The 18,581-nt window shown below is 63.5% G+C and carries 17 protein-coding genes; 9 read left to right on the top strand and 8 right to left on the bottom strand.

The window, feature by feature from the left end; all coding sequences use genetic code 11:
• The first annotated feature begins 8 nt into the window (after positions 1 to 8).
• Positions 9 to 815, top strand: coding sequence for a head GIN domain-containing protein (locus OPV09_RS14670; protein ID WP_319991799.1), 807 nt, complete (start codon positions 9 to 11; stop codon positions 813 to 815).
• Here the strand turns inward: OPV09_RS14670 and OPV09_RS14665 are convergent.
• On the bottom strand, positions 802 to 2,058 hold the full coding sequence (locus OPV09_RS14665; RefSeq protein ID WP_338678585.1) for a TIGR03862 family flavoprotein: 1,257 nt from the start codon (positions 2,056 to 2,058) through the stop codon (positions 802 to 804). The genes OPV09_RS14670 and OPV09_RS14665 overlap by 14 nt on opposite strands.
• 152 nt (positions 2,059 to 2,210) lie before the next feature.
• On the opposite strand from OPV09_RS14665, the gene OPV09_RS14660 reads away from it, so the two are divergent.
• Positions 2,211 to 2,444 carry a hypothetical protein gene (locus tag OPV09_RS14660; RefSeq protein ID WP_034751041.1) on the top strand — a complete coding sequence of 78 codons (234 nt, stop codon included), beginning with the start codon at positions 2,211 to 2,213 and terminating at the stop codon, positions 2,442 to 2,444.
• Positions 2,445 to 2,485: 41 nt separating this feature from the next.
• Here the strand turns inward: OPV09_RS14660 and moaD are convergent, their stop codons facing one another.
• The 3 genes from moaD to thrC are packed head-to-tail and all read right to left on the bottom strand — an operon-like array spanning position 2,486 to position 5,458.
• Complete coding sequence (gene moaD, locus OPV09_RS14655; RefSeq protein WP_034751044.1) at positions 2,486 to 2,740, bottom strand: molybdopterin converting factor subunit 1; 255 nt, start codon at positions 2,738 to 2,740, stop codon at positions 2,486 to 2,488.
• Between the two features lie 10 nt (positions 2,741 to 2,750).
• On the bottom strand, positions 2,751 to 3,977 hold the full coding sequence (gene glp, locus OPV09_RS14650; protein ID WP_331776741.1) for a gephyrin-like molybdotransferase Glp: 1,227 nt from the start codon (positions 3,975 to 3,977) through the stop codon (positions 2,751 to 2,753).
• Positions 3,977 to 5,458, bottom strand: coding sequence for a threonine synthase (gene thrC, locus OPV09_RS14645; RefSeq protein WP_338678584.1), 1,482 nt, complete (start codon positions 5,456 to 5,458; stop codon positions 3,977 to 3,979). The genes glp and thrC overlap by 1 nt, the downstream gene beginning before the upstream one ends.
• A 269-nt stretch (positions 5,459 to 5,727) precedes the next feature.
• Between thrC and OPV09_RS14640 the strand changes: the two genes are divergently transcribed.
• The gene (locus OPV09_RS14640; RefSeq protein WP_034751064.1) at positions 5,728 to 6,471 is read left to right on the top strand and encodes an AAA family ATPase; all 744 of its coding nucleotides are present in this window, start codon (positions 5,728 to 5,730) and stop codon (positions 6,469 to 6,471) included.
• Between the two features lie 156 nt (positions 6,472 to 6,627).
• On the opposite strand, the gene OPV09_RS14635 is transcribed toward OPV09_RS14640, so the two are convergent.
• From OPV09_RS14635 to kbl, 3 genes are read right to left on the bottom strand one after another with little or no spacing between them, the layout of a single operon-like run.
• Positions 6,628 to 8,040, bottom strand: coding sequence for an L-serine ammonia-lyase (locus tag OPV09_RS14635; RefSeq protein ID WP_331776744.1), 1,413 nt, complete (start codon positions 8,038 to 8,040; stop codon positions 6,628 to 6,630).
• Positions 8,041 to 8,086: 46 nt separating this feature from the next.
• On the bottom strand, positions 8,087 to 9,052 hold the full coding sequence (locus tag OPV09_RS14630) for an NAD-dependent epimerase/dehydratase family protein (protein WP_331776745.1): 966 nt from the start codon (positions 9,050 to 9,052) through the stop codon (positions 8,087 to 8,089).
• A 20-nt stretch (positions 9,053 to 9,072) separates the two neighbouring features.
• Positions 9,073 to 10,296: a glycine C-acetyltransferase gene (gene kbl, locus OPV09_RS14625; RefSeq protein ID WP_338678583.1), complete on the bottom strand. Its 1,224-nt coding sequence runs from the start codon at positions 10,294 to 10,296 to the stop codon at positions 9,073 to 9,075.
• Between the two features lie 218 nt (positions 10,297 to 10,514).
• Between kbl and OPV09_RS14620 the strand changes: the two genes are divergently transcribed.
• From OPV09_RS14620 to OPV09_RS14595, 6 genes are all read left to right on the top strand, one after another.
• Positions 10,515 to 11,090, top strand: coding sequence for a helix-turn-helix domain-containing protein (locus OPV09_RS14620; protein WP_072453752.1), 576 nt, complete (start codon positions 10,515 to 10,517; stop codon positions 11,088 to 11,090).
• A gap of 90 nt (positions 11,091 to 11,180) precedes the next feature.
• The gene (locus OPV09_RS14615; RefSeq protein WP_072453753.1) at positions 11,181 to 12,107 is read left to right on the top strand and encodes an STM4015 family protein; all 927 of its coding nucleotides are present in this window, start codon (positions 11,181 to 11,183) and stop codon (positions 12,105 to 12,107) included.
• A 6-nt stretch (positions 12,108 to 12,113) separates the two neighbouring features.
• Positions 12,114 to 13,190 (top strand): STM4014 family protein, encoded by a 1,077-nt coding sequence (locus OPV09_RS14610; RefSeq protein WP_338678582.1) that lies wholly within the window; start codon positions 12,114 to 12,116, stop codon positions 13,188 to 13,190.
• A complete protein-coding gene (locus tag OPV09_RS14605) occupies positions 13,183 to 14,025 on the top strand; it encodes an STM4013/SEN3800 family hydrolase (RefSeq protein ID WP_072453755.1) in 843 nt (280 codons plus the stop codon). Before OPV09_RS14610 ends, OPV09_RS14605 begins: the two co-directional genes overlap by 8 nt.
• On the top strand, positions 14,022 to 15,401 hold the full coding sequence (locus tag OPV09_RS14600; protein WP_217653635.1) for an STM4012 family radical SAM protein: 1,380 nt from the start codon (positions 14,022 to 14,024) through the stop codon (positions 15,399 to 15,401). The genes OPV09_RS14605 and OPV09_RS14600 overlap by 4 nt, the downstream gene beginning before the upstream one ends.
• Positions 15,395 to 16,291: an STM4011 family radical SAM protein gene (locus tag OPV09_RS14595; RefSeq protein WP_081368050.1), complete on the top strand. Its 897-nt coding sequence runs from the start codon at positions 15,395 to 15,397 to the stop codon at positions 16,289 to 16,291. The genes OPV09_RS14600 and OPV09_RS14595 overlap by 7 nt, the downstream gene beginning before the upstream one ends.
• A 93-nt stretch (positions 16,292 to 16,384) precedes the next feature.
• Here the strand turns inward: OPV09_RS14595 and OPV09_RS14590 are convergent, their stop codons facing one another.
• Positions 16,385 to 18,580 (bottom strand): prolyl oligopeptidase family serine peptidase, encoded by a 2,196-nt coding sequence (locus OPV09_RS14590; protein ID WP_338678581.1) that lies wholly within the window; start codon positions 18,578 to 18,580, stop codon positions 16,385 to 16,387.
• Position 18,581: the final 1 nt, after the last annotated feature.

Genomic DNA, 18,581 nt, shown 5'->3' with positions numbered 1-18,581 from the left:
AGGCTGCCATGAAACGCTTGCTCAAAGTTGGCCTGTCCATGCTCTTGCTGGCACTGGTCCTGATCGCCATGTCGTATGCGGCGCTGCGCGCCAAGGGGATCAGCAATCCCAGCAGCGCTGCCGGCCGCGCCGTGCGCAGCGAAACGCGCCCGATTGCCGCCAATATCAACAGCATCGACCTGGCCGGCCCCATCGACCTGGTGCTGCGCCGCGGCGCCACGCCATCGCTGAAAGTGAGCGGCGAACAGCGCTTGCTGTCGAACGTCGACACGACGGCCGATGGCACGACCCTGCATATCGGCCCGAAAGGCATGCTGTTCCACCATCGCCAGCCGCTGCAGGTGGAACTGGTGCTGCCAGCCCTCGTGCGCGTGGAGGTGCACGGCAATGGCGACAGCAAGATCACGGGATTTTCCGGCGACAGTTTTATCCTGGAATTGACGGGTTCGGGCGACGTCAGCTTCACGGGACGCTACAAGCAGGTGCAAGCGACCGTCAACGGCAGCGGCGACCTCGATATCAATGCTGGCAACAGCGACAGCGTGGTGCTGGAAATGGTGGGTTCAGGGCGCATCGCCGCCAGCGGCAACACGAAATTCCTCCGGGCCGACCTGAGCGGTTCAGGCGATATCGATGCCGAGCACCTGGCCGCCGACAAGGCCAGCGTCAGCCTGCAAGGCTCGGGCACGAGCACCGTCTTCGTGCGCGACGCGGCCAACCTGACCCTGCGCGGCAGCGGCGACATTAACGTCCACGGCAACCCGCGCCAGCGCGAGACGCAAAAGAGCGGCTCAGGCGATATCACCTGGCATTGACCTTCTCTTCCAGCCACGCCACCGCCTGCTCGCCTGCCGCCTTGCCTTGCGCCAGGCAGGCCGTCAGCAGGTAGCCGCCCGTCGGCGCTTCCCAGTCCAGCATTTCCCCCGCCACGAAGACGCCCGGCATGGCGCGCAGCATGCTGCCGTCGACGCCGTCGAATTCCACGCCGCCGGCGCTGCTGATGGCTTCATCGATGGGGCGCGGGCGCACGAGCGTGACGGGCAGCAGCTTGATGGCGGCCGCCAGCTTCGCTTCGTCGGCGAAGTCGGCCGCGCTCAGGCATTCGCGCAGCAAGCCCGATTTCACGCCCTTGATGCCCAGGCGGCTATTCAGGTGGCTGGACATGGAACGGGCGCCACGGGGGCGCGTCACTTCCTCGAACACGCGTTCATGGCTGTGGTCGGGCGCCAGGTCGAGCCAGATGGTCGCGCTGCCGTCGCGTGCGATCTGCTCGCGCAGCGCGGCCGACAAGGCATAAATCAGACTGCCTTCCACGCCGCCCGCCGTGATGACGAACTGGCCCTGGCGCTTGATCCTCAAGCCGTCGATGTCATGCGCCGTGATGGCCACGGTCGTCAACGGTTCGCCCGCATGGCGGCTGCTGAAATGCGCGCTCCAGTCCACGTCGAAGCCGCAATTGGCCGGCGCCAGCGCTGCCACGGCCACGCCCTGCCCTTGCAGCAGCGGCACCCAGGCGCCGTCCGAGCCCAGCCGCGCCCAGCTGCCGCCACCGAGCGCCAGGATCACGGCGTCGAAGGCGCGCAAACGCTCGCCGTCCGGCGTGGCAAACGCCAGCTGGCCATCCTCATCTTGCCAGCCCGTCCAGCGGTGGCGCATGTGAAATTGCACGCCCGCTTCGCGCAGGCGGTGCAGCCAGGCGCGCAGCAGGGGCGCCGCCTTCATGTCCGTCGGGAAGACGCGGTTCGAAGAGCCGACAAAGGTCTCCACGCCCAGGCTGTGCACCCAGTCGCGCACCTTTTGCGGGCCGAACTGGTCCAGCGCAGGCTTCACCCGGTGCGCCTGCCTGCCGTAGCGCGAGACGAAGGGCTGGTAGCCTTCCGCATGCGTGATGTTCATGCCGCCGCGCCCCGCCAGCAGGAACTTGCGGCCGACGGACGGCATGGCGTCAAACAGTTCCACCTTGGCTCCCAGGCCGGACGCCGCCTGGGCGGCCATCAGGCCGGCGGGGCCGCCGCCGATGACGGCGATGTGAAACGGAGGGGAACTGGAGTTGGTCATGGCAAGCTGGAAGACGGTGAAAACCCCGGCATTTTAGTCGAGATAAGGCCGGTGGATGGCAAGAATGCCGAAAAATGATGCATACTGCGCGGACATGCCGCAACGATCGGCTTTGACTTCACGAGACAACGAGACGACAAGAGGAGAAACACATGGGCGCAGGATTCTGGATTTCCCGCTATTTGCTGGCCAGTTCGATTTTATTCATCATCCTGACGGTAGTCGAGTACAGCAAGGGCACGCCCAGCCAGGCCGATATCCTCAGCGCGCTGGCCTGGTCGCTGGTGGCCTCGGCCATCTTCATAGGCTCGAAATACTGGCGCTACCGGAAAGCCGTCGCCTGCGCCACGTGCAGCGGGGACAAACCAAAAACCAAGTCGCGATAAAAAATGGCCGCATCAGCGGCCATTTTCTTGAGTCAGTATTCTTAACCGCCCGTCACGGGCGGGAAAAACGCCACCTCGTCGCCATCACCGATCAAGGTGTCGGCATCGCACATCACCTGGTTGTGGGCCATGCGCAGCGCGCGGCCTTGCGCCAGCGCGTATTCCCAGTTGCCGCCGCGGGCGATCAGCAGCGCTCTCACCGCACCCACCGCCAGCGGCTCGGCTACTTCCAGCACTTCATGGCCGGTGCCCACCAACTCACGCACGCTGGCAAAAAATCGCAGATTGATCTTCATCGATACTTCCTCAGTACAGCAATTCGTTAAACGGGATAAAACGCAGCATGTCGCCGCGCGCAATCGACAGCCCCGGCGGACAATCGATCAAGCCGTCGCCCCACACGGTGGACGTCAGCACGCCCGAACTCTGGTTGGCGAACAGTTCCAGCTCGCCCTCGTCATTGACCTTGGCGCGCAAGAACTCGTTGCGCTTGTCCGCCTTCAGGCGCTCGAACGCGGCCGGCAGCTTGTAGCTGCGCGGCGCCAGGTTGCCCGCCACGCCTTGCAGGCGCAAAATGAACGGGCGCACGAACAGCAAAAACGTGACAAAGCTCGAGACGGGATTGCCGGGCAAGCCGACAAAGAACGCCTCCCGCACTTCGCCAAACGCCAGCGGTTTGCCTGGCTTGACGGCAATCTGCCACATGTTCAGCCGCCCTTCCGCTTCCACGGCCGGCTTGATATGGTCTTCCTCGCCCACGGACACGCCGCCCGAGGTGATGATCAGATCATTGCCCTGGGCCGCCTGGCGCAGCACGGCCTTGGTTGCTTCCAGACTGTCGGGCACGATGCCCAGGTCCGTGATCTCGCAACCGAGGTTTTCCAGCAAGCCGCGCAAGGTAAAGCGGTTCGAGTTGTAGACGGCACCCGGCGCCAGCGGTTCGCCGGGCATGGCCAGCTCGTCGCCCGTGAAAAATACGGCCACGCGCAGTTTGCGCAGCACAGGCAGCTGCGCCAGTCCCACCGAGGCGGCCAAGCCCATTTCCTGGCTGCGCAAGCGCCGGCCCGCACCGAGGATCTCGCCGCCGGCGCGGATATCCTCGCCCTGGCGGCGTACCCATTCGCCCGCTGCCGGCACGTGGTTGACCGTCACCACGCCATCCGCCACCGTGCACTGCTCCTGCATGACGACGCAGTCGGCGCCGTCTGGAATCAGGGCGCCCGTGAAGATGCGCGCCGCCGTCCCCGGTTGCAAGGGCTGGCCCACGTGGCCGGCCGCGATGCGCTGCGACACGGGTAAGCTGGCCGCGCCGCTGGCGCAGTCACTGGCGCGCACGGCGTAGCCATCCATCTGCGTATTGTCGCGCTCGGGCACGTTCAGGGTCGACGTTTGCGCGGCCGCCAGCACGCGGCCGTTGGCGCGCATGGTGTCGACCAGCTCCACGTCGGCCACCGGGCGCGCCGCGCCCAGCATGAAGGCTTGCGCCTCGGCCACCGACAGCATCGGTTTGCGTACAGTGCTGGCGTCTGTCATCACAAGCCCGTATTGGCGGCGATATACGCCTTCATTTTTTCCACGTCCGCATCCATCACGACGAACTTTTGCGGCAAGTCTTCGATGTTCTCGAAGCCGGCTGGCCGTTCCGCGTCCACGCCCAGCGCTTCGAGGATGGTTTCGTTGAACTTGGCCGCCAGCGCCGTTTCCAGCACGATCATCGGCACGTTCGGTTCCAGGTGCTCGCGCGCCACCTTGATGCCGTCGGCCGTGTGCGTGTCGATGGTGATGCCGTAGTCGTCGGCCACGTCGCGGATGGTGTCGAGGCGGTCCTGGTGCGTGGACTTGCCCGACTTGAAGCCGTACTTGGCCACCAGCTTGAATTCATCGCCATCGCTGCCAGGCTTGCCGGACAAATCGAAACCGCCGTGCGTTTCCACTTTCGTAAACAGGGCGCGCACGCGGTCGCTGTCGCGGCCCACGAGGTCGTAGACGAAGCGCTCGAAGTTCGACGCTTTCGAGATATCCATCGACGGGCTGCTCGTGTGGTACGTTTCGGCCGACTTGCGCACGCGGTAGACGCCCGTGCGGAAGAATTCGTCGAGCACGTCGTTTTCATTCGTCGCCGCCACCAGTTTCGAGATCGGCAAGCCCATCATGCGGGCGATATGGCCGGCGCAGATATTGCCAAAGTTGCCCGACGGCACCGTGAACGACACTTTTTGCTCGTTGCTGGTGGTGGCCGCCAGGTAGCCGCGGAAGTAGTAGACGACCTGCGCCACGACTCGCGCCCAGTTGATGGAGTTGACGGTGCCGATCTTCTGCTTGGCCTTGAACGGCAAGTCGTTCGACACGGCTTTCACCATATCCTGGCAATCGTCGAACACGCCTTCGACGGCGATGTTGACAATGTTCGGGTCTTGCAGGCTGAACATCTGCGCCGTCTGGAAGGCGCTCATTTTCTTGTGCGGCGACAGCATGAAGACGCGGATGCCCTTCTTGCCGCGCATCGCGTATTCGGCCGCGCTGCCCGTGTCGCCCGACGTGGCGCCGAAGATATTGAGTTCGGCGCCCGTCTTGGCCAGGGTGTATTCAAACAGATTGCCCAGCAGCTGCATAGCCATGTCCTTGAAGGCCAGGGTCGGGCCGTTCGACAGCGCCTGCAGCATCAGGGTGGTCGATCCGCCCTTGACGACGTTTTCTTCGAGCACGCGCAGCGGCGTGATGTCGGCCGCGTTTTCGCCGGCACGGGCGTTCTTGTAGACTGCCTTGGTATAGGTTTTCGCCGTCAGTGCCTTCAGGTCCGCGGCCGGGATATCGGTGGCGAACTTCTTCAGGATTTCGAATGCCAGGTCGGCATACGACAATGTGCGCCAGGCATTGAGCTCGGCACCAGTGACTTGCGGGTAGTGTTCTGGGAGATACAGTCCGCCATCGGGGGCCAGGCCGCCCAGGAGGATGTCGGAGAATTGCTGCTGATTCGATGGCGCTTTATCAGCGCGGGTAGACACGTAGTGCATAAATTTGAAGAGTCCAGTTGAGCTGAGTGCGGTTGATCATGAATGGCAGCGGATATTATAGTGCCAGCCGCCGTCCAAGGCGAATCGCGTGGCGCCCGCCTGATCAAGATGTGACAATTGGAGCGCCTGCCCATTATCAAACAAGCCATAATTGCATGAGATCAAGCCAGGCGAACATGGCTGGCGTACGCACTGGCGTGCGCCGGCGATTTACGTCACACTGTGCTGAGTATCCTTGCCATGATCATTATTGGAGTCGAGAACCGGCCATGTCGCTGAGTAAAAAACCGTATCTGCAAAGCGCCGCGCTGCGCTCCGACGCCGTCGTCGACCTCGATCACTATCCGTTCACCATTCCCGCCATCCGCGACTTCGTGCACATGGATTTCCACCGCGACGTGACGTTTTTCGTGGGCGAAAATGGCAGCGGCAAGTCGACCATGCTCGAAGCGCTGGCCGTGGGGCTGGGCTTCGGCAAGGATGGCGGCACGCGCAACGTGCGCATCGCCCTGCCGTCGGACGAGGAATCGGGCTTGCACGCGCACTTGCGCCTGAGCAAGAGCTATAAAAAACCCGAAGACAGCTATTTCCTGCGCGCCGAGAGCTTTTTCAACGTCGCCACCTACATGGACGAGATGCCACAGGAGTACCTGGAGAGCTACGGCGGCAAGTCGCTGCACGCGCAATCGCACGGCGAAGCGTTCATGGCGACCTTGATCAACAAGCTGCGGGGCAAGGGTTTATACCTGCTGGACGAACCCGAGGCGGCCCTGTCGCCGAGCCGCCAGATGGCGGCGCTATCCGTGATCCACCAGCTGGTGCAGGACGACTCGCAGCTGATTATCGCCACCCATTCGCCGATCTTGCTCGCCTACCCGAACGCGAAGATTTTGATGTTTACTGGCGGCGGCATCCACGAAGTGGCGTATGAAGACACGGAACACTATGCAGTGACGCGCGATTTCTTGAATAACTACCCGAGGAGGCTGGAGCAGTTGTTTGAGGAGGAATGAGTTTGTCAGGAGACTACTGTGGTGGTGTCGGCTTACGCGCTTTGCGCTAAGCCGACCTACGCCGACCTACGCCGTCCAACGCCCATCTGCGACATTGCCACTCACCGTAGGTCGGATTAGCGCGTGAGCGCGTAATCCGACAACACCATCAGCGCATCAGCAAGCGGCGTGATTGACCGTGATAACGTGGACGGCCAAGCCGCCCAGCGACGTTTCCTTGTACTTGTCCTGCATGTCCGCGCCCGTCTGGCGCATGGTTTCGATGACTTCGTCGAGGCTGACGAAATGCGTGCCGTCGCCCTTCAGCGCCAGCGAGGCGGCCGTGATGGCTTTCACGGCGCCCATGCCATTGCGCTCGATGCAGGGGATCTGCACCAGGCCGCCGATGGGGTCGCACGTCATGCCCAGGTGGTGTTCGATGCCGATTTCGGCCGCGTTTTCGATCTGTTCATTCGTGCCGCCCAGGGCCGCCACCAGGCCGGCCGCCGCCATGGCGCACGCCACGCCCACTTCGCCCTGGCAACCCACTTCGGCGCCCGAGATCGAGGCATTGCGCTTGCACAGCATGCCGATGGCCGCGGCCGTCAGCATGAAGCGGCGCACGCCGCCCACCGGATCGCTGGGGCGGCAATCCTGCGCGTAGTAGCGCAGCACGGCCGGGATGATGCCGGCCGCGCCGTTGGTCGGCGCCGTCACAACCCTGCCGCCGGCCGCGTTTTCCTCGTTGACGGCCATCGCATACAGGCTGACCAGGTGCACGGCGTCGTGCGGCAAGTCGTTGGCGCGGTTGTCGGACGCTTTCGCCTCCTGCGCCAAGCGCCACAATTTCGCGGCACGGCGCTTCACGTTCAAGCCGCCCGGCAGGTTGCCCGTCGTTTCCAGGCCGTGCGCGATACAGTCGCGCATGACGTGCCAGATGCGGTCCAGGCCCGCGTTCAATTCCTCGTCGCTGCGCTTGACGCACTCGTTCGCGCGCAGCATTTCCGGGATCGACAAGCCGCTTTCGACGCCGTGGGCCAGCAACTGCTCCATCGTGTCGAAGGGGAAGACGACCCGCGCGCTGGCGGCCGATTCCACGGCCGCTTCGGCCTGCGCCGCAGTTTGAACTTCCTCGGCCTCGCGGATAAAACCGCCGCCGATCGAGTAATACACCTTGTCGACACGGCTGCCGTCCGCCAGTTTCAGGGTGAAGCGCATGCCGTTCGGGTGTTCGGGCAGCGATTCGCTCTTGTGCCAGACGAGGCCCGTGGCGGCCGTGAATGGCACCACGTGCGTACCCAGCAAGGCGATCTCGCCGGCCGCCTCGATGGCGGCCAGCTTGCTGTCGACTTCATCGGGCGCCACGTCTTGCGGCGTTTCGCCCATCAAGCCAAGAATGACAGCCTTGTCCGTCGCATGGCCCACGCCCGTCAGCGCCAGCGAGCCATACAGGGCCGCCTCGGCGCCCACTACCTGGTCCAGCGGACCGTATTCGACCAGAAAACGCCGCGCCGCCACCATTGGTCCCACCGTGTGGGAACTCGACGGCCCGATGCCGATTTTAAACAGGTCAAATACGCTCATGTCCATGTAGTGTCTCTTTATTTAGTATGTTTTATGAATGCCGGGGCTGGACTCAGGCCGCCTTGGCGGCATGGCCCACGTCGACATTGGCCAGCATGTCCGTGACCATCTGCTCGACGCCGATCTGCGCCTTCCAGCCCCAATCGGCGCTGGCCTTGCTGTCGTCCAGGCTTTGCGGCCAGCTGTCGGCGATGGCCTGACGGCTGTCCGGCTTGTAGCTGATCTTGAAGTCCGGCACCATGCGCACGATGGCCTTGGCCAGCTGCTCGGGGTTGAACGACACGCCGGCCACGTTGTACGACGAGCGGATCTTGATCTGTGCCGCTGGCGCGTCCATCAGTTCGATGGTGGCGCGGATCGCGTCGGGCATGTAAATCATCGGCAGAGTGGTATTCGCATCGAGGAAGCAGTCATAGCGCTCGCCGCGCAAGGCCGCGTGGAAGATGGCGATGGCGTAATCGGTGGTGCCGCCGCCTGGAGGCGATTTGTAGCTGATGATGCCCGGGTAGCGGATGCTGCGCACGTCCACGCCATACTTGTTGAAGTAGTATTCGCACAGGCGCTCGCCGGCCAGCTTGCTGATGCCGTACATCGAGGTCGGGTCCATCACCGTCATTTGCGGCGTGTTCACTTGCGGCGTGTTCGGGCCGAAGGCGGCGATCGACGATGGCCAGAAGATCCGCAGCGGCTTGCCTGCCTCGCCACGCTCGCGCGCCAGTTCCAGGATATTGAGCAAGCCATCCATGTTCAGGCTCCACGCCTTCAACGGCGCCGCTTCGCCCGTGGCCGACAGCATGGCCGCCAGCTGGTACACCTGGGTGATGTTCTCGTCGGCGATGATGGCCGCCAGGCCGTCCTTGTCCAGCACATTGAGCTGGGCGTAGCGCTTGGCCTGATACAGATTGTTCGTGCCGATGTCGCTGGCGATGACGTTGTCCGCGCCGTGCTGCTGCGCCAGCGCGCCCACCAGTTCACTACCGATTTGGCCGTTTGCGCCGATGACTAAAATGCGTTCCATCTTCTTATCCTGATTTCTTGTTAATTGATAGTGGTCGTGGTCAGCAAACCGAGTTCCTTGCCAGCCTGTTCGAAAGCGGCCAGCACTTGCACCAGCTGTTCACGCGTATGGGCCGCCGACAGCTGCACGCGCACACGGGCCTGGCCCATCGGCACGACCGGATAGAAGAAGCCCGTCACCAGCACGCCCAGCTCATACAGGCGGGCGGCAAATTTCTGCGCCACGGGCGCGTCGAACAGCATCACCGGCACGACCGGATGGGTGCCCGGCTTGATGGTAAAGCCGATGCGCTCGATCTCGCTGCGGAAGAAGGCCGTGTTGTCATGCAGGCGGTCGCGCAGTTCCGTCGACTTGGCCAGGCGTTCCAGTACCGACAGCGACGCGCCGGCAATCGATGGCGCCAGCGTGTTCGAGAACAGATAAGGACGCGATTTCTGGCGCAGGGTGTCGATGACTTCCTTGCGCGCCGACGTAAAGCCGCCCATGGCGCCGCCCAGGGCCTTGCCCAGGGTGCCCGTGATGATGTCGATGCGGCCCATCACATTGTGGTGTTCGTGCGTGCCGCGGCCCGTCGCGCCCATGAAGCCGGAAGCGTGGCATTCGTCGATCATCACCAGCGCGCCATACTGGTCGGCCAGGTCGCAGATCTTGTCCAGCTGCGCGATCGTGCCGTCCATCGAGAACACGCCGTCCGTGACGATGACTTTATGGCGCTTGCCGGCGGCAATCGCCGCTTTCAGCTGCACTTCCAGGTCGGCCATGTCGTTGTGGGCGTAGCGGTAGCGGCCAGCCTTGCACAGGCGGATGCCGTCGATGATGGACGCGTGGTTCAGCGCGTCGGAGATGATGGCGTCGTTTTCATCGAACAGCGGTTCGAACACGCCGCCGTTGGCGTCGAATGCCGCCGCGTACAAGATCGTGTCTTCGGTACCCAGAAAAGCGGAGATCGCCTGTTCCAGTTCCTTGTGCACGGTTTGCGTGCCGCAGATGAAGCGGACGGACGACAGGCCGTAGCCGTATTTTTGCGTGGCGGCAATCGATGCCTCCTGCGTCTGCAGGTCGCCGGACAGGCCCAGGTAGTTGTTTGCACACATATTGATCAGGGTACGGCCATCGTCGCACACCACTTCGGCGCCCTGGCGCGAGGCGATCACGCGCTCGGGCTTGTACAAGCCCTGCTGGCGCAGTTGATCGAGGTTCTGTTGCAGACCGCTGAAAAAGGTGTTCTTCGCTTGCTCGCTCATGATGATCCTTGTGTGTCCCTGCGTTTGTGGTATCCGTGTGACCTCAGCCGCCATAGGGAAAAGCGGCCGCTTGACCGGTGCGCGCACAATGCTGTACCGTGAAGCGCTGTTTGAAGTCTACACGTTTCCGTATTTTTCTTCAAAATCCACTATTTCGAACTGAAATTCAATATAGTGGATATTACCCAAGCCTTTTGAACTTTGCAAGCCACCTGCCGATGAAAACCAGCGTTTCGACCAATTCTCCGCCCGAAGTGGGCGCCACCCTGCAACGGCTGCGCCTGGCGCGCGGCCTGACACTCGAGGATTTGTCGCGCATCGCGGGCGTTTCGAAGTCCATGCTGTCGCAAATCGAGCGCGAAAAAGCCAATCCCACCATCGCCATCACGTGGCGCCTGGCCAACGCCCTGGGCGTACAGATCGGCGAATTGCTGTCCAGCGCGGAAAAAGCCGTGGAAACCATCCGCATCACGGACGCCCACGAAACCCCCACCCTGCCCGGCGACCATGCGGGCTACGTGCTGCGCATCCTGGGACCGATGGAACTGGCCGGCAAATATGAATGGTATGAAGTGACTCTGGCGCCGGGCGGCGAACTGGCGTCGCAGCCGCACGACCCGGGCACCACCGAACATTTGACGGTCATCCACGGTAACCTGGAGCTGGAAGTGGGCACGGCGAAGAGAAAGGTCAAGAATGGCGGCACGGCACGCTACCCGGCGGACCAGCCGCATACGATACGCAACCTGGGCAAGACGGAAGGCAAGGCCTTATTGGTGGTCATCCATAGATAGTGCTTTTCAGCAGTGTGCAATAGGCGCTTTCGCCCATGCTAAGATTTTGGATTAGACAAGATTTTCACTGTCTTTCATGGAGCCTTAGCAATGACGATTTCCGAAAGCACCACCCTCTTCCACAAGAAAAAAGTCGTCCAGTACGATCCCGATATTGCGCTGCAGTCGGGGCAGGATATCGTCTACCGCCTCTCGCTCGAGTATGACGACAAGCGCAAGATGCCGGACCTGATCGCCGGCTTCCTGGAAAAAACCGACAAGAATGCGCTTGAGGCGCTGATCATCGGCATGTGGGGCGACCCGTACGAAGCGGGCGCCGACGAGGTGATCGCCGCACTGATCAGCCACGCGCCGCAGCTGCCGAACTTGCGCGCGCTGTTCATCGGCGACATGACGTACGAGGAATGCGAAATCTCGTGGATCGTGCAAGGCAGCTACAAGCCGCTGCTGGACGCTTTCCCGCAGCTGGAAGAGCTGCGCATCCGCGGCGGCAATGAGTTGACCGTCGAACCGTTCGCGCACCAGAACCTGCGCAAGTTCACCATCGAGTCCGGTGGCCTCGATCAGAAGATCGCGCAGGCGCTGGCCCAGTCGAGCATGCCCAAGCTGGAATACCTGGAACTGTGGCTCGGTACCGACGACTATGGTTTTTCCGGCGACGTGGCGCTGTACCAGAAAGTACTGGCGCAACTGGCCACGCCGACCCTGCGCTACCTGGGCCTGCGCGATGCGCAGATCGCCGACGAGCTGGCCGTCTGGCTGGCCAACGAGCCGCTGCTGGCCACCGTCGAGACCCTGGACCTGTCGCTGGGCACCTTGGGCGACGTGGGCGCCGAAGCACTGCTGCAAGGCACGCAATTGGGCAATCTGAAACGCATGGACCTGTCGCATCACTATATCTCCGAAGCGAACCAGGAAAAACTCAACGCCCTGCCCTTCCCCGTCAGGCTCGATGATCCGCAGGAAGACGACGAGGACGACGACGAAGTCTATCGCTATGTCGCCGTCGGCGAATAAAACCTGATGCTTTTGCTGGCGACACAGGGCAGCAAGCGCGTGCGCCTGCTGCAGGCGGCGCGCGCGCAGCTGCGCCTGCCGCCCGCGCAGGTGCTGGAATGGCGCGACTGGCTACGTCAGCCTGCCTTGCTCGAGGATTCATTGCGCCAGACCGGCCCGCTCAAGATCGAACCGCCCGGCGACGATCCCGCCGCCCACCTGCTGTTGCTGCAGGCGGGCTGCCGGCTGTTGGACCGTCCGCTGCTCTCGGCGCCCGCGCATGGCGAGCTGCTGGCCATGGATGCGTGGTTTGCCGGTTTTTCCAATGCCATGGCGTCCCTGGCGGCGCAACTGGCGGACCTGCCGCAGACGCGCGTCTTCAATGCGCCAGCCGAAATCTGTCTCATGACGGACAAACTGGCGTGCCAGCGCCATTTGGCCGCGCATGGCGTGCCCATACCTGCCTTGCTGGGACCAGTGGAGAGCTACGAGCATCTGCAGTCGCTGCTGCACGAACACCAGCTTGACCGCGTCTATCTGAAACCGCGCTACGGCTCGTCCGCGTCTGGTGTCGTCGCCTACCGCAGGAACAAGGCCGGGCGGCAGCAAGCCACCACCTCGGCCGCCTTGCACCGCACCGAGGGCGCAACGCGCCTGATGAACAGCAAACGCATGGCCCGCTACGAGTCCGAACACGACATCGCCGCCCTCGTCGACGCGCTGGCAGCCCAGGAACTGTATGCGGAAGCATGGCTGAACAAGCCGCGCTGCGGCGACAGCCATTACGACTTGCGGGTCGTGACCGTAGCCGGCCGGCCCGCGCACCGGGTGGCGCGTATCGGCGCCCAGATGATGACGAATCTGCACCTCGACAACCGGCGCGGCGACGCGGCCGGCCTTTTGAACGCTGCCGACATGGCGGCGCTGGAAGCGGCCAGCGCCCAGGCCGCGCGCGCCTTCCCCCACAGCCACGTGACGGGCTACGACCTCGTCGTGCGCCACGGCCAGGCCCATGTGCTCGAAGCGAATGCCTTCGGCGACCTGCTGCCAGGCCTGCTGTGGCAAGGCGAGGACACTTATGCAGCGCAACTGATCCATGTTTAAAGACACGGCACCGATCCCCGACATGCACCGCATCGTCGGCAGCCACGACATCGTCTTCATCACGCTCGACACCCTGCGCTATGACGTGGCGCAAGCCCTGTATGAGGCGGGTGAGCTGCCCGTGCTGGGACGTTTGCTGCCGCCGGGCGGCTGGGACAAGCGCCACTCGCCCGCCACGTTTACCTACGCGGCGCACCAGGCCTTCTTTGCGGGTTTCTTGCCCACGCCGGCCGCGCCCGGCCGCCATCCGCGCCTGTTCGCCAGCGCCTTTGCTGGCAGTGAAACCACCTCGCCGCACACGTTTGCGTTCGAGGAAGCGGACCTGCCCGCCGCACTGGCCGCGCGCGGCTACCGCACCATCTGCATCGGCGGCGTAGGCTTCTTCAATAAACAGACGGCGCTGGGCACGGTGCTGCCGTCGCTGTTCCAGGAAAGCCACTGGAGCGCCGGCATGGGCGTGGCCAGCCGCCATTCGACGCAAAAGCAGGTGGCGCTGGCGACCCGGCTGCTGGCGCAAAACGACCAGCGCACCTTCTTGTTCATCAACGTGGCCGCCCTGCACACGCCGAACCGCGCCTACCTGCCCGGCTGCCACTGCGATAACCTGGACAGCCATGCGGCGGCCCTGCGCTATGTCGACAGCGCACTGGCGCCCCTGTTTGCCGCCTGCGCCGCGCGCGCGCCCACGTTCGCCATCGTCTGCTCGGACCACGGCAGCGCGTATGGCGAAGACGGCTACCGTGGCCACAGGGTCGCCCATGACAGCGTGTGGCAGGTGCCGTACGCGCACTTCTTCCTCACGCCAGATACCATTTCCCAGGAGTCCCCACCGTGAACCCATCCGAACCGCCGGGCACCCTGGCGCAGCGCATGCGCCACACGCCCTACCAGGCGTATTCATATTCGTATCCGCACAAGGCGGCCTACCGCGCCTTGCCGCAGGCCGCGCCGCTGGCGCCCCTGTGGGCGCAACAGGACCGTTCCGCCCTCTTCGCCTACATCCACATCCCGTTTTGCGAGATGCGCTGCGGCTTTTGCAACCTGTTCGCCATGGCGCGGCCCAGCGCCGACATGGTCGAGCGCTATGTGCAGCAGGTGCTGGTGCAGATGCGCGCGATGGACGGCGCCCTCGGTGAACGCCGCTTTGCCCGCTTCGCGCTCGGTGGCGGCACGCCCACTTACCTGTCGCCCGCGCAGCTGGACACCTTGCTGTGCGGCGCGCGCGACATCCTTGGCATCGACCTGCAAGCCACGCCGGCCGGCATCGAAGCGTCGCCCGAAACCATCACGGCCGAGCGGCTTGCCGTCTGCCGCGCGCATGGCATCGACCGGGTCAGCCTGGGCATCCAGAGCTTTGCCGCCGGCGAGATGCGCGCGCTGGCCCGTCCCCAGCAAAACGCCACCGTCCATCACGCCATCGGCCTGATACGCGCGGCCGGCTTTCCCACCCTGAACCTGGACCTGATCTACGGCATCGCGGGGCAAACCGTCGTCAGCCTGCTCGCGTCCATCGACAGCGCATTGGCCTTCCGGCCCGAGGAAATCTACCTGTATCCGCTGTACGTACGGGAGCAGACGGGTCTTGGCAAAGTGGCGCGCCGCCAGGGTGCCGCGTCGCTCAACCCCATCATGCTGGCCCGCGATGGCGACAGCCGCCTGGCCCTGTACGCGGCCGCGCGCGACCATTTGCGCGCCCAGGGCTATGAGCAGGTCTCGATGCGCATGTTCCGCGCACCGCATGCGCCCGAGCAGAACGGACCGTCGTACTGCTGCCAGAACGATGGCATGGTGGGCCTGGGCGCGGGCGCCCGTTCCTACACTTCGCGCCTGCATTATTCGAGCGAGTACGCGGTGGCGCGCACGCAGACCATCGGCATCATCGAACAGTATCTGGCGCTCGACGAAACGCGCTTCGCGCAGGCCGAACACGGCTATGTGCTTGATGCGCAGGAACAGCGCCGCCGCTACGTGATCCAGTCGCTGCTGACGGAACCGGGCCTGGACCGCGACGCCTACACGGCGCGCTTCGGCACGCGCTGCGAGCTTGATCTGCCGCAGCTGGCCGAGCTGCACGCCTTGGAACTGGTGGAAGAAAACGGCGCGCTGCTGCGCCTGAATGACCGCGGCTACAGCTACGCCGACACCATCGGCCCGTGGCTGGCTTCCGATACGGTGCGCGCGCTGATGGCTGAAGGCGGCCAGGCGTGCTGACAGCGCAAGCGCCAACGCTGTCCCTGCTGTATCGCGGCACGCTTTCGAGCTGCAATTACGCCTGCGGCTACTGCCCGTTCGCCAAGAAGCGCGACAGCCGCGCCACCCTGGCCCGCGATGCGCGCGAAGTGGCGCGTTTTACCAGCTGGGTGGCGGCACAAAAACGGGACATCAGCGTCCTGTTCACGCCGTGGGGCGAAGCACTGGTGCGGCGCCACTACCGCGTGGCCATGCAAACCCTGGCAGCTTTGCCCCATGTGCGGCAAGTAGCGCTGCAGACGAATCTGTCCGGTCCCCTGAACTGGCTGCAAGCGGTGGAGGGGTTGGAAAAGATCGGCCTGTGGTGCACCTACCACCCGGACCAGACGACACTGGCCCGTTTTCTCGAACGCTGCGCACGCCTGGACACGATGGGCGTGCGCTATTCCGTCGGCGTCGTCGCCATGAACGAACACCTGGACGCCATCCGCGCCCTGCGCGCGGCCCTGCCCGCGCACGTCTACCTGTGGCTGAACGCCTACGACCGCCGTGGCCCCGGCTACTACAGAGAACAGGACCTGGCCTGGCTCGACGCCGCCGACCCGTGGTTCGCGCAAAGCCGCCGTCCGTCACCCTCGCGCGGCAAACCGTGCCTGGCGGGCGAAGCGTCGCTGTCCGTCGATGGCGATGGCGAACTGACGCGCTGCCATTTCGTGCCGGAGCGCTTGGGGAATCTGTACGTTGATGACTTGGCAGACATGCTGCAGGAACGCCGCTGCCCGCGCTTCAAGTGCGATTGCTATATCGGCTATGCACAGCGCAAGGATTTGCCGTTTCAGGCAGTGTTTGGGGAAGGGGTGCTGGCGAGGATCGTGACTGTAGGTCGGATTAGCCAGCGTAGGTCGGATTAGCGGCGGCACGCCGCGTAATCCGACACATTGTTGGCATGACGGGTGTTGTCGGATTACGCGCGGCGATGCCGCGCTAATCCGACCTACCGTATTTTACTGCGCAGCCACCTTGGCCGGCTCCGCCACTACCGGCGTCATCTTCAACGAACGGCTGAGGAAGCCCCAGCGATCCGCCACTTCTTCGATCTGCTTGGTCGTCGGCTTGCCGGCGCCATGGCCCGCCTTGCTGTCGATGCGGATCAGCACGGGCGCCGCGCCGCCTTGCGCTGCCTGGGCGGCGGCGGCGAACTTGAAGCTGTGGGCAGGCACGACGCGGTCGTCGTGGTCGGCCGTCGTGATCATGGTGGCTGGATAGCAACCGCCCGCCTTCAGGTTGTGCAGTGGCGAGTATTTCACCAGCGCCTTGAACTGCTCGGCGTCGTCCGACGAACCATAGTCAGGCACCCAGCCCCAGCCCACTGTGAACTTGTGGAAGCGCAACATGTCGAGCACGCCCACTTGCGGGATGGCTGCAGCGAACAGGTCTGGACGCTGCGTCATGGCCGCGCCGACCAGCAGGCCGCCATTGCTGCCGCCGCCGATCGCCAGCTTCGATGGCGAGGTGACCTTGTTGTCCACCAGCCACTGCGCCGCGCCGATGAAATCGTCAAACACGTTTTGCTTGTTCAGCTTGGTACCAGCCTGGTGCCAGGCTTCGCCGTACTCGCCACCGCCGCGCAGGTTGGCCATCACGTAGACGCCGCCCATTTCCACCCAGGCCAGATTCGCCACGGAGAAGCTAGGCGTGAGCGAGATATTGAAGCCGCCATAGCCGTACAGATAAGTCGGGTTGGAGCCGTCGAGCTTCATGCCTTTTTTCGAGACGATGAACATCGGCACCTTGGTACCGTCGCGGCTGGTAAAGAATTGCTGGCGTGTTTCAAAGGCGTTCGGGTCGAAATCGACCTTCGGCTGGCGGTACACCGTGCTCTTGCCCGACTTCATGTCGTAGCGGTAAATGGTCGCTGGCGTCGTGAAGCTGGTAAACGAGTAGAACGTTTCCGTGTCGCCACGCTTGCCCGCAAAGCCGCCGGCCGAACCGATGCCCGGCAAGGCCACTTCGCGCACCAGCTTGCCGTTCAGGTCGACGATCTTGATTTGCGTTTGCGCATCTTTCAAGTAATCGAGCACCAGCTGGTTGTTGATGAGGTTGACGGCGACGAGGGTTTCCGCGCTTTGCGGCACGATTTCCTTCCAGTCGGCAGGGGCAGGTTTGCGCGTATCGATGGCGATCACGCGCGATTTTGGCGCCTTGTTGTCCGTCTTGAAGAAGAACACGGGGCCGTCATTGTCGATGAACGAGTATGAAGCGTCAAACTCTTCCAGCAAGCCCACGACCTTGGCGTTTTTCTGGCGCAAGTCCTTGTAGAAAACGCGGTTCTTGCGTTCCGTGCCTTGCGTGGCCGTGATGATCAAATAATTGCCGTCGTCGCTGACGGTGCTGCCGCCGAACGCCCATTCCTTCTGGTCGGGACGGTCGAAAACGAGCACGTCGTCGCTTTGCGGCGTGCCGATCTTGTGGAAATACAATTTCTGGAAGTAATTGATATCGGCCAGCTTGGTGGCTTCGTTCGGCGCGTCATAACGGCTGTAGAAGAAACCTGTGTTGTCCTTGGTCCACGAGGCGCCCGAGAACTTTGCCCACTTGATGTGGTCTGTCAAATCCTTGCCCGATTCGATGTCGCGCACTTTCCACTCGTTCCAGTCGGAACCGGAAGCGGACGTGGCATAGGCCAGGTACTTGCCGTTCGGGCTGATCGAAGTGCCTGCCAGCGCCACCGTGCCATCCGTGGACAGGGTGTTCGGGTCCAGCAGCAGGCGCGGTTCGTCCGTCAGTTTTTTCACCGTGTACAGCACGGCCTGGTTCTGCAAGCCGTCGTTGCGGCTGTAGAAATAGCGGCCGCCCTGCTTCGTTGGCGTAGAGAAACGCTCATAATTCCACAGCTTGGTCAGGCGCTGCTTGATCGCGGCGCGCTCGGGAATGGTGCCCAGGTAAGACTGCGTCAGCTTGTTTTGCGCCGTGACCCACTCGCCCGTTTCCGCGCTGTTGGCATCTTCCAGCCAACGGTACGGATCGGCGATGGTGGTGCCGAAATAGCTGTCTTGCTGGTCGACTTTTTTGCTGACCGGATACGTCACGGCAGCGCCGTCGCCGGCCGGGCACGATGGCATCGCGGCGCTTTGCGCCAGGGCATTGCCACCGAAAGCGGCCATCAAGCTGAATATGAGGGATGCACTACGTAATTGCATG

This window comes from Janthinobacterium sp. TB1-E2, from assembly GCF_036885605.1.
GTDB classification, from domain to species: domain Bacteria; phylum Pseudomonadota; class Gammaproteobacteria; order Burkholderiales; family Burkholderiaceae_D; genus Janthinobacterium; species Janthinobacterium aestuarii.
The sequence above is the reverse complement of the archived record's forward strand: the minus strand, read 5'-3'. Positions and strand labels throughout refer to the sequence as shown.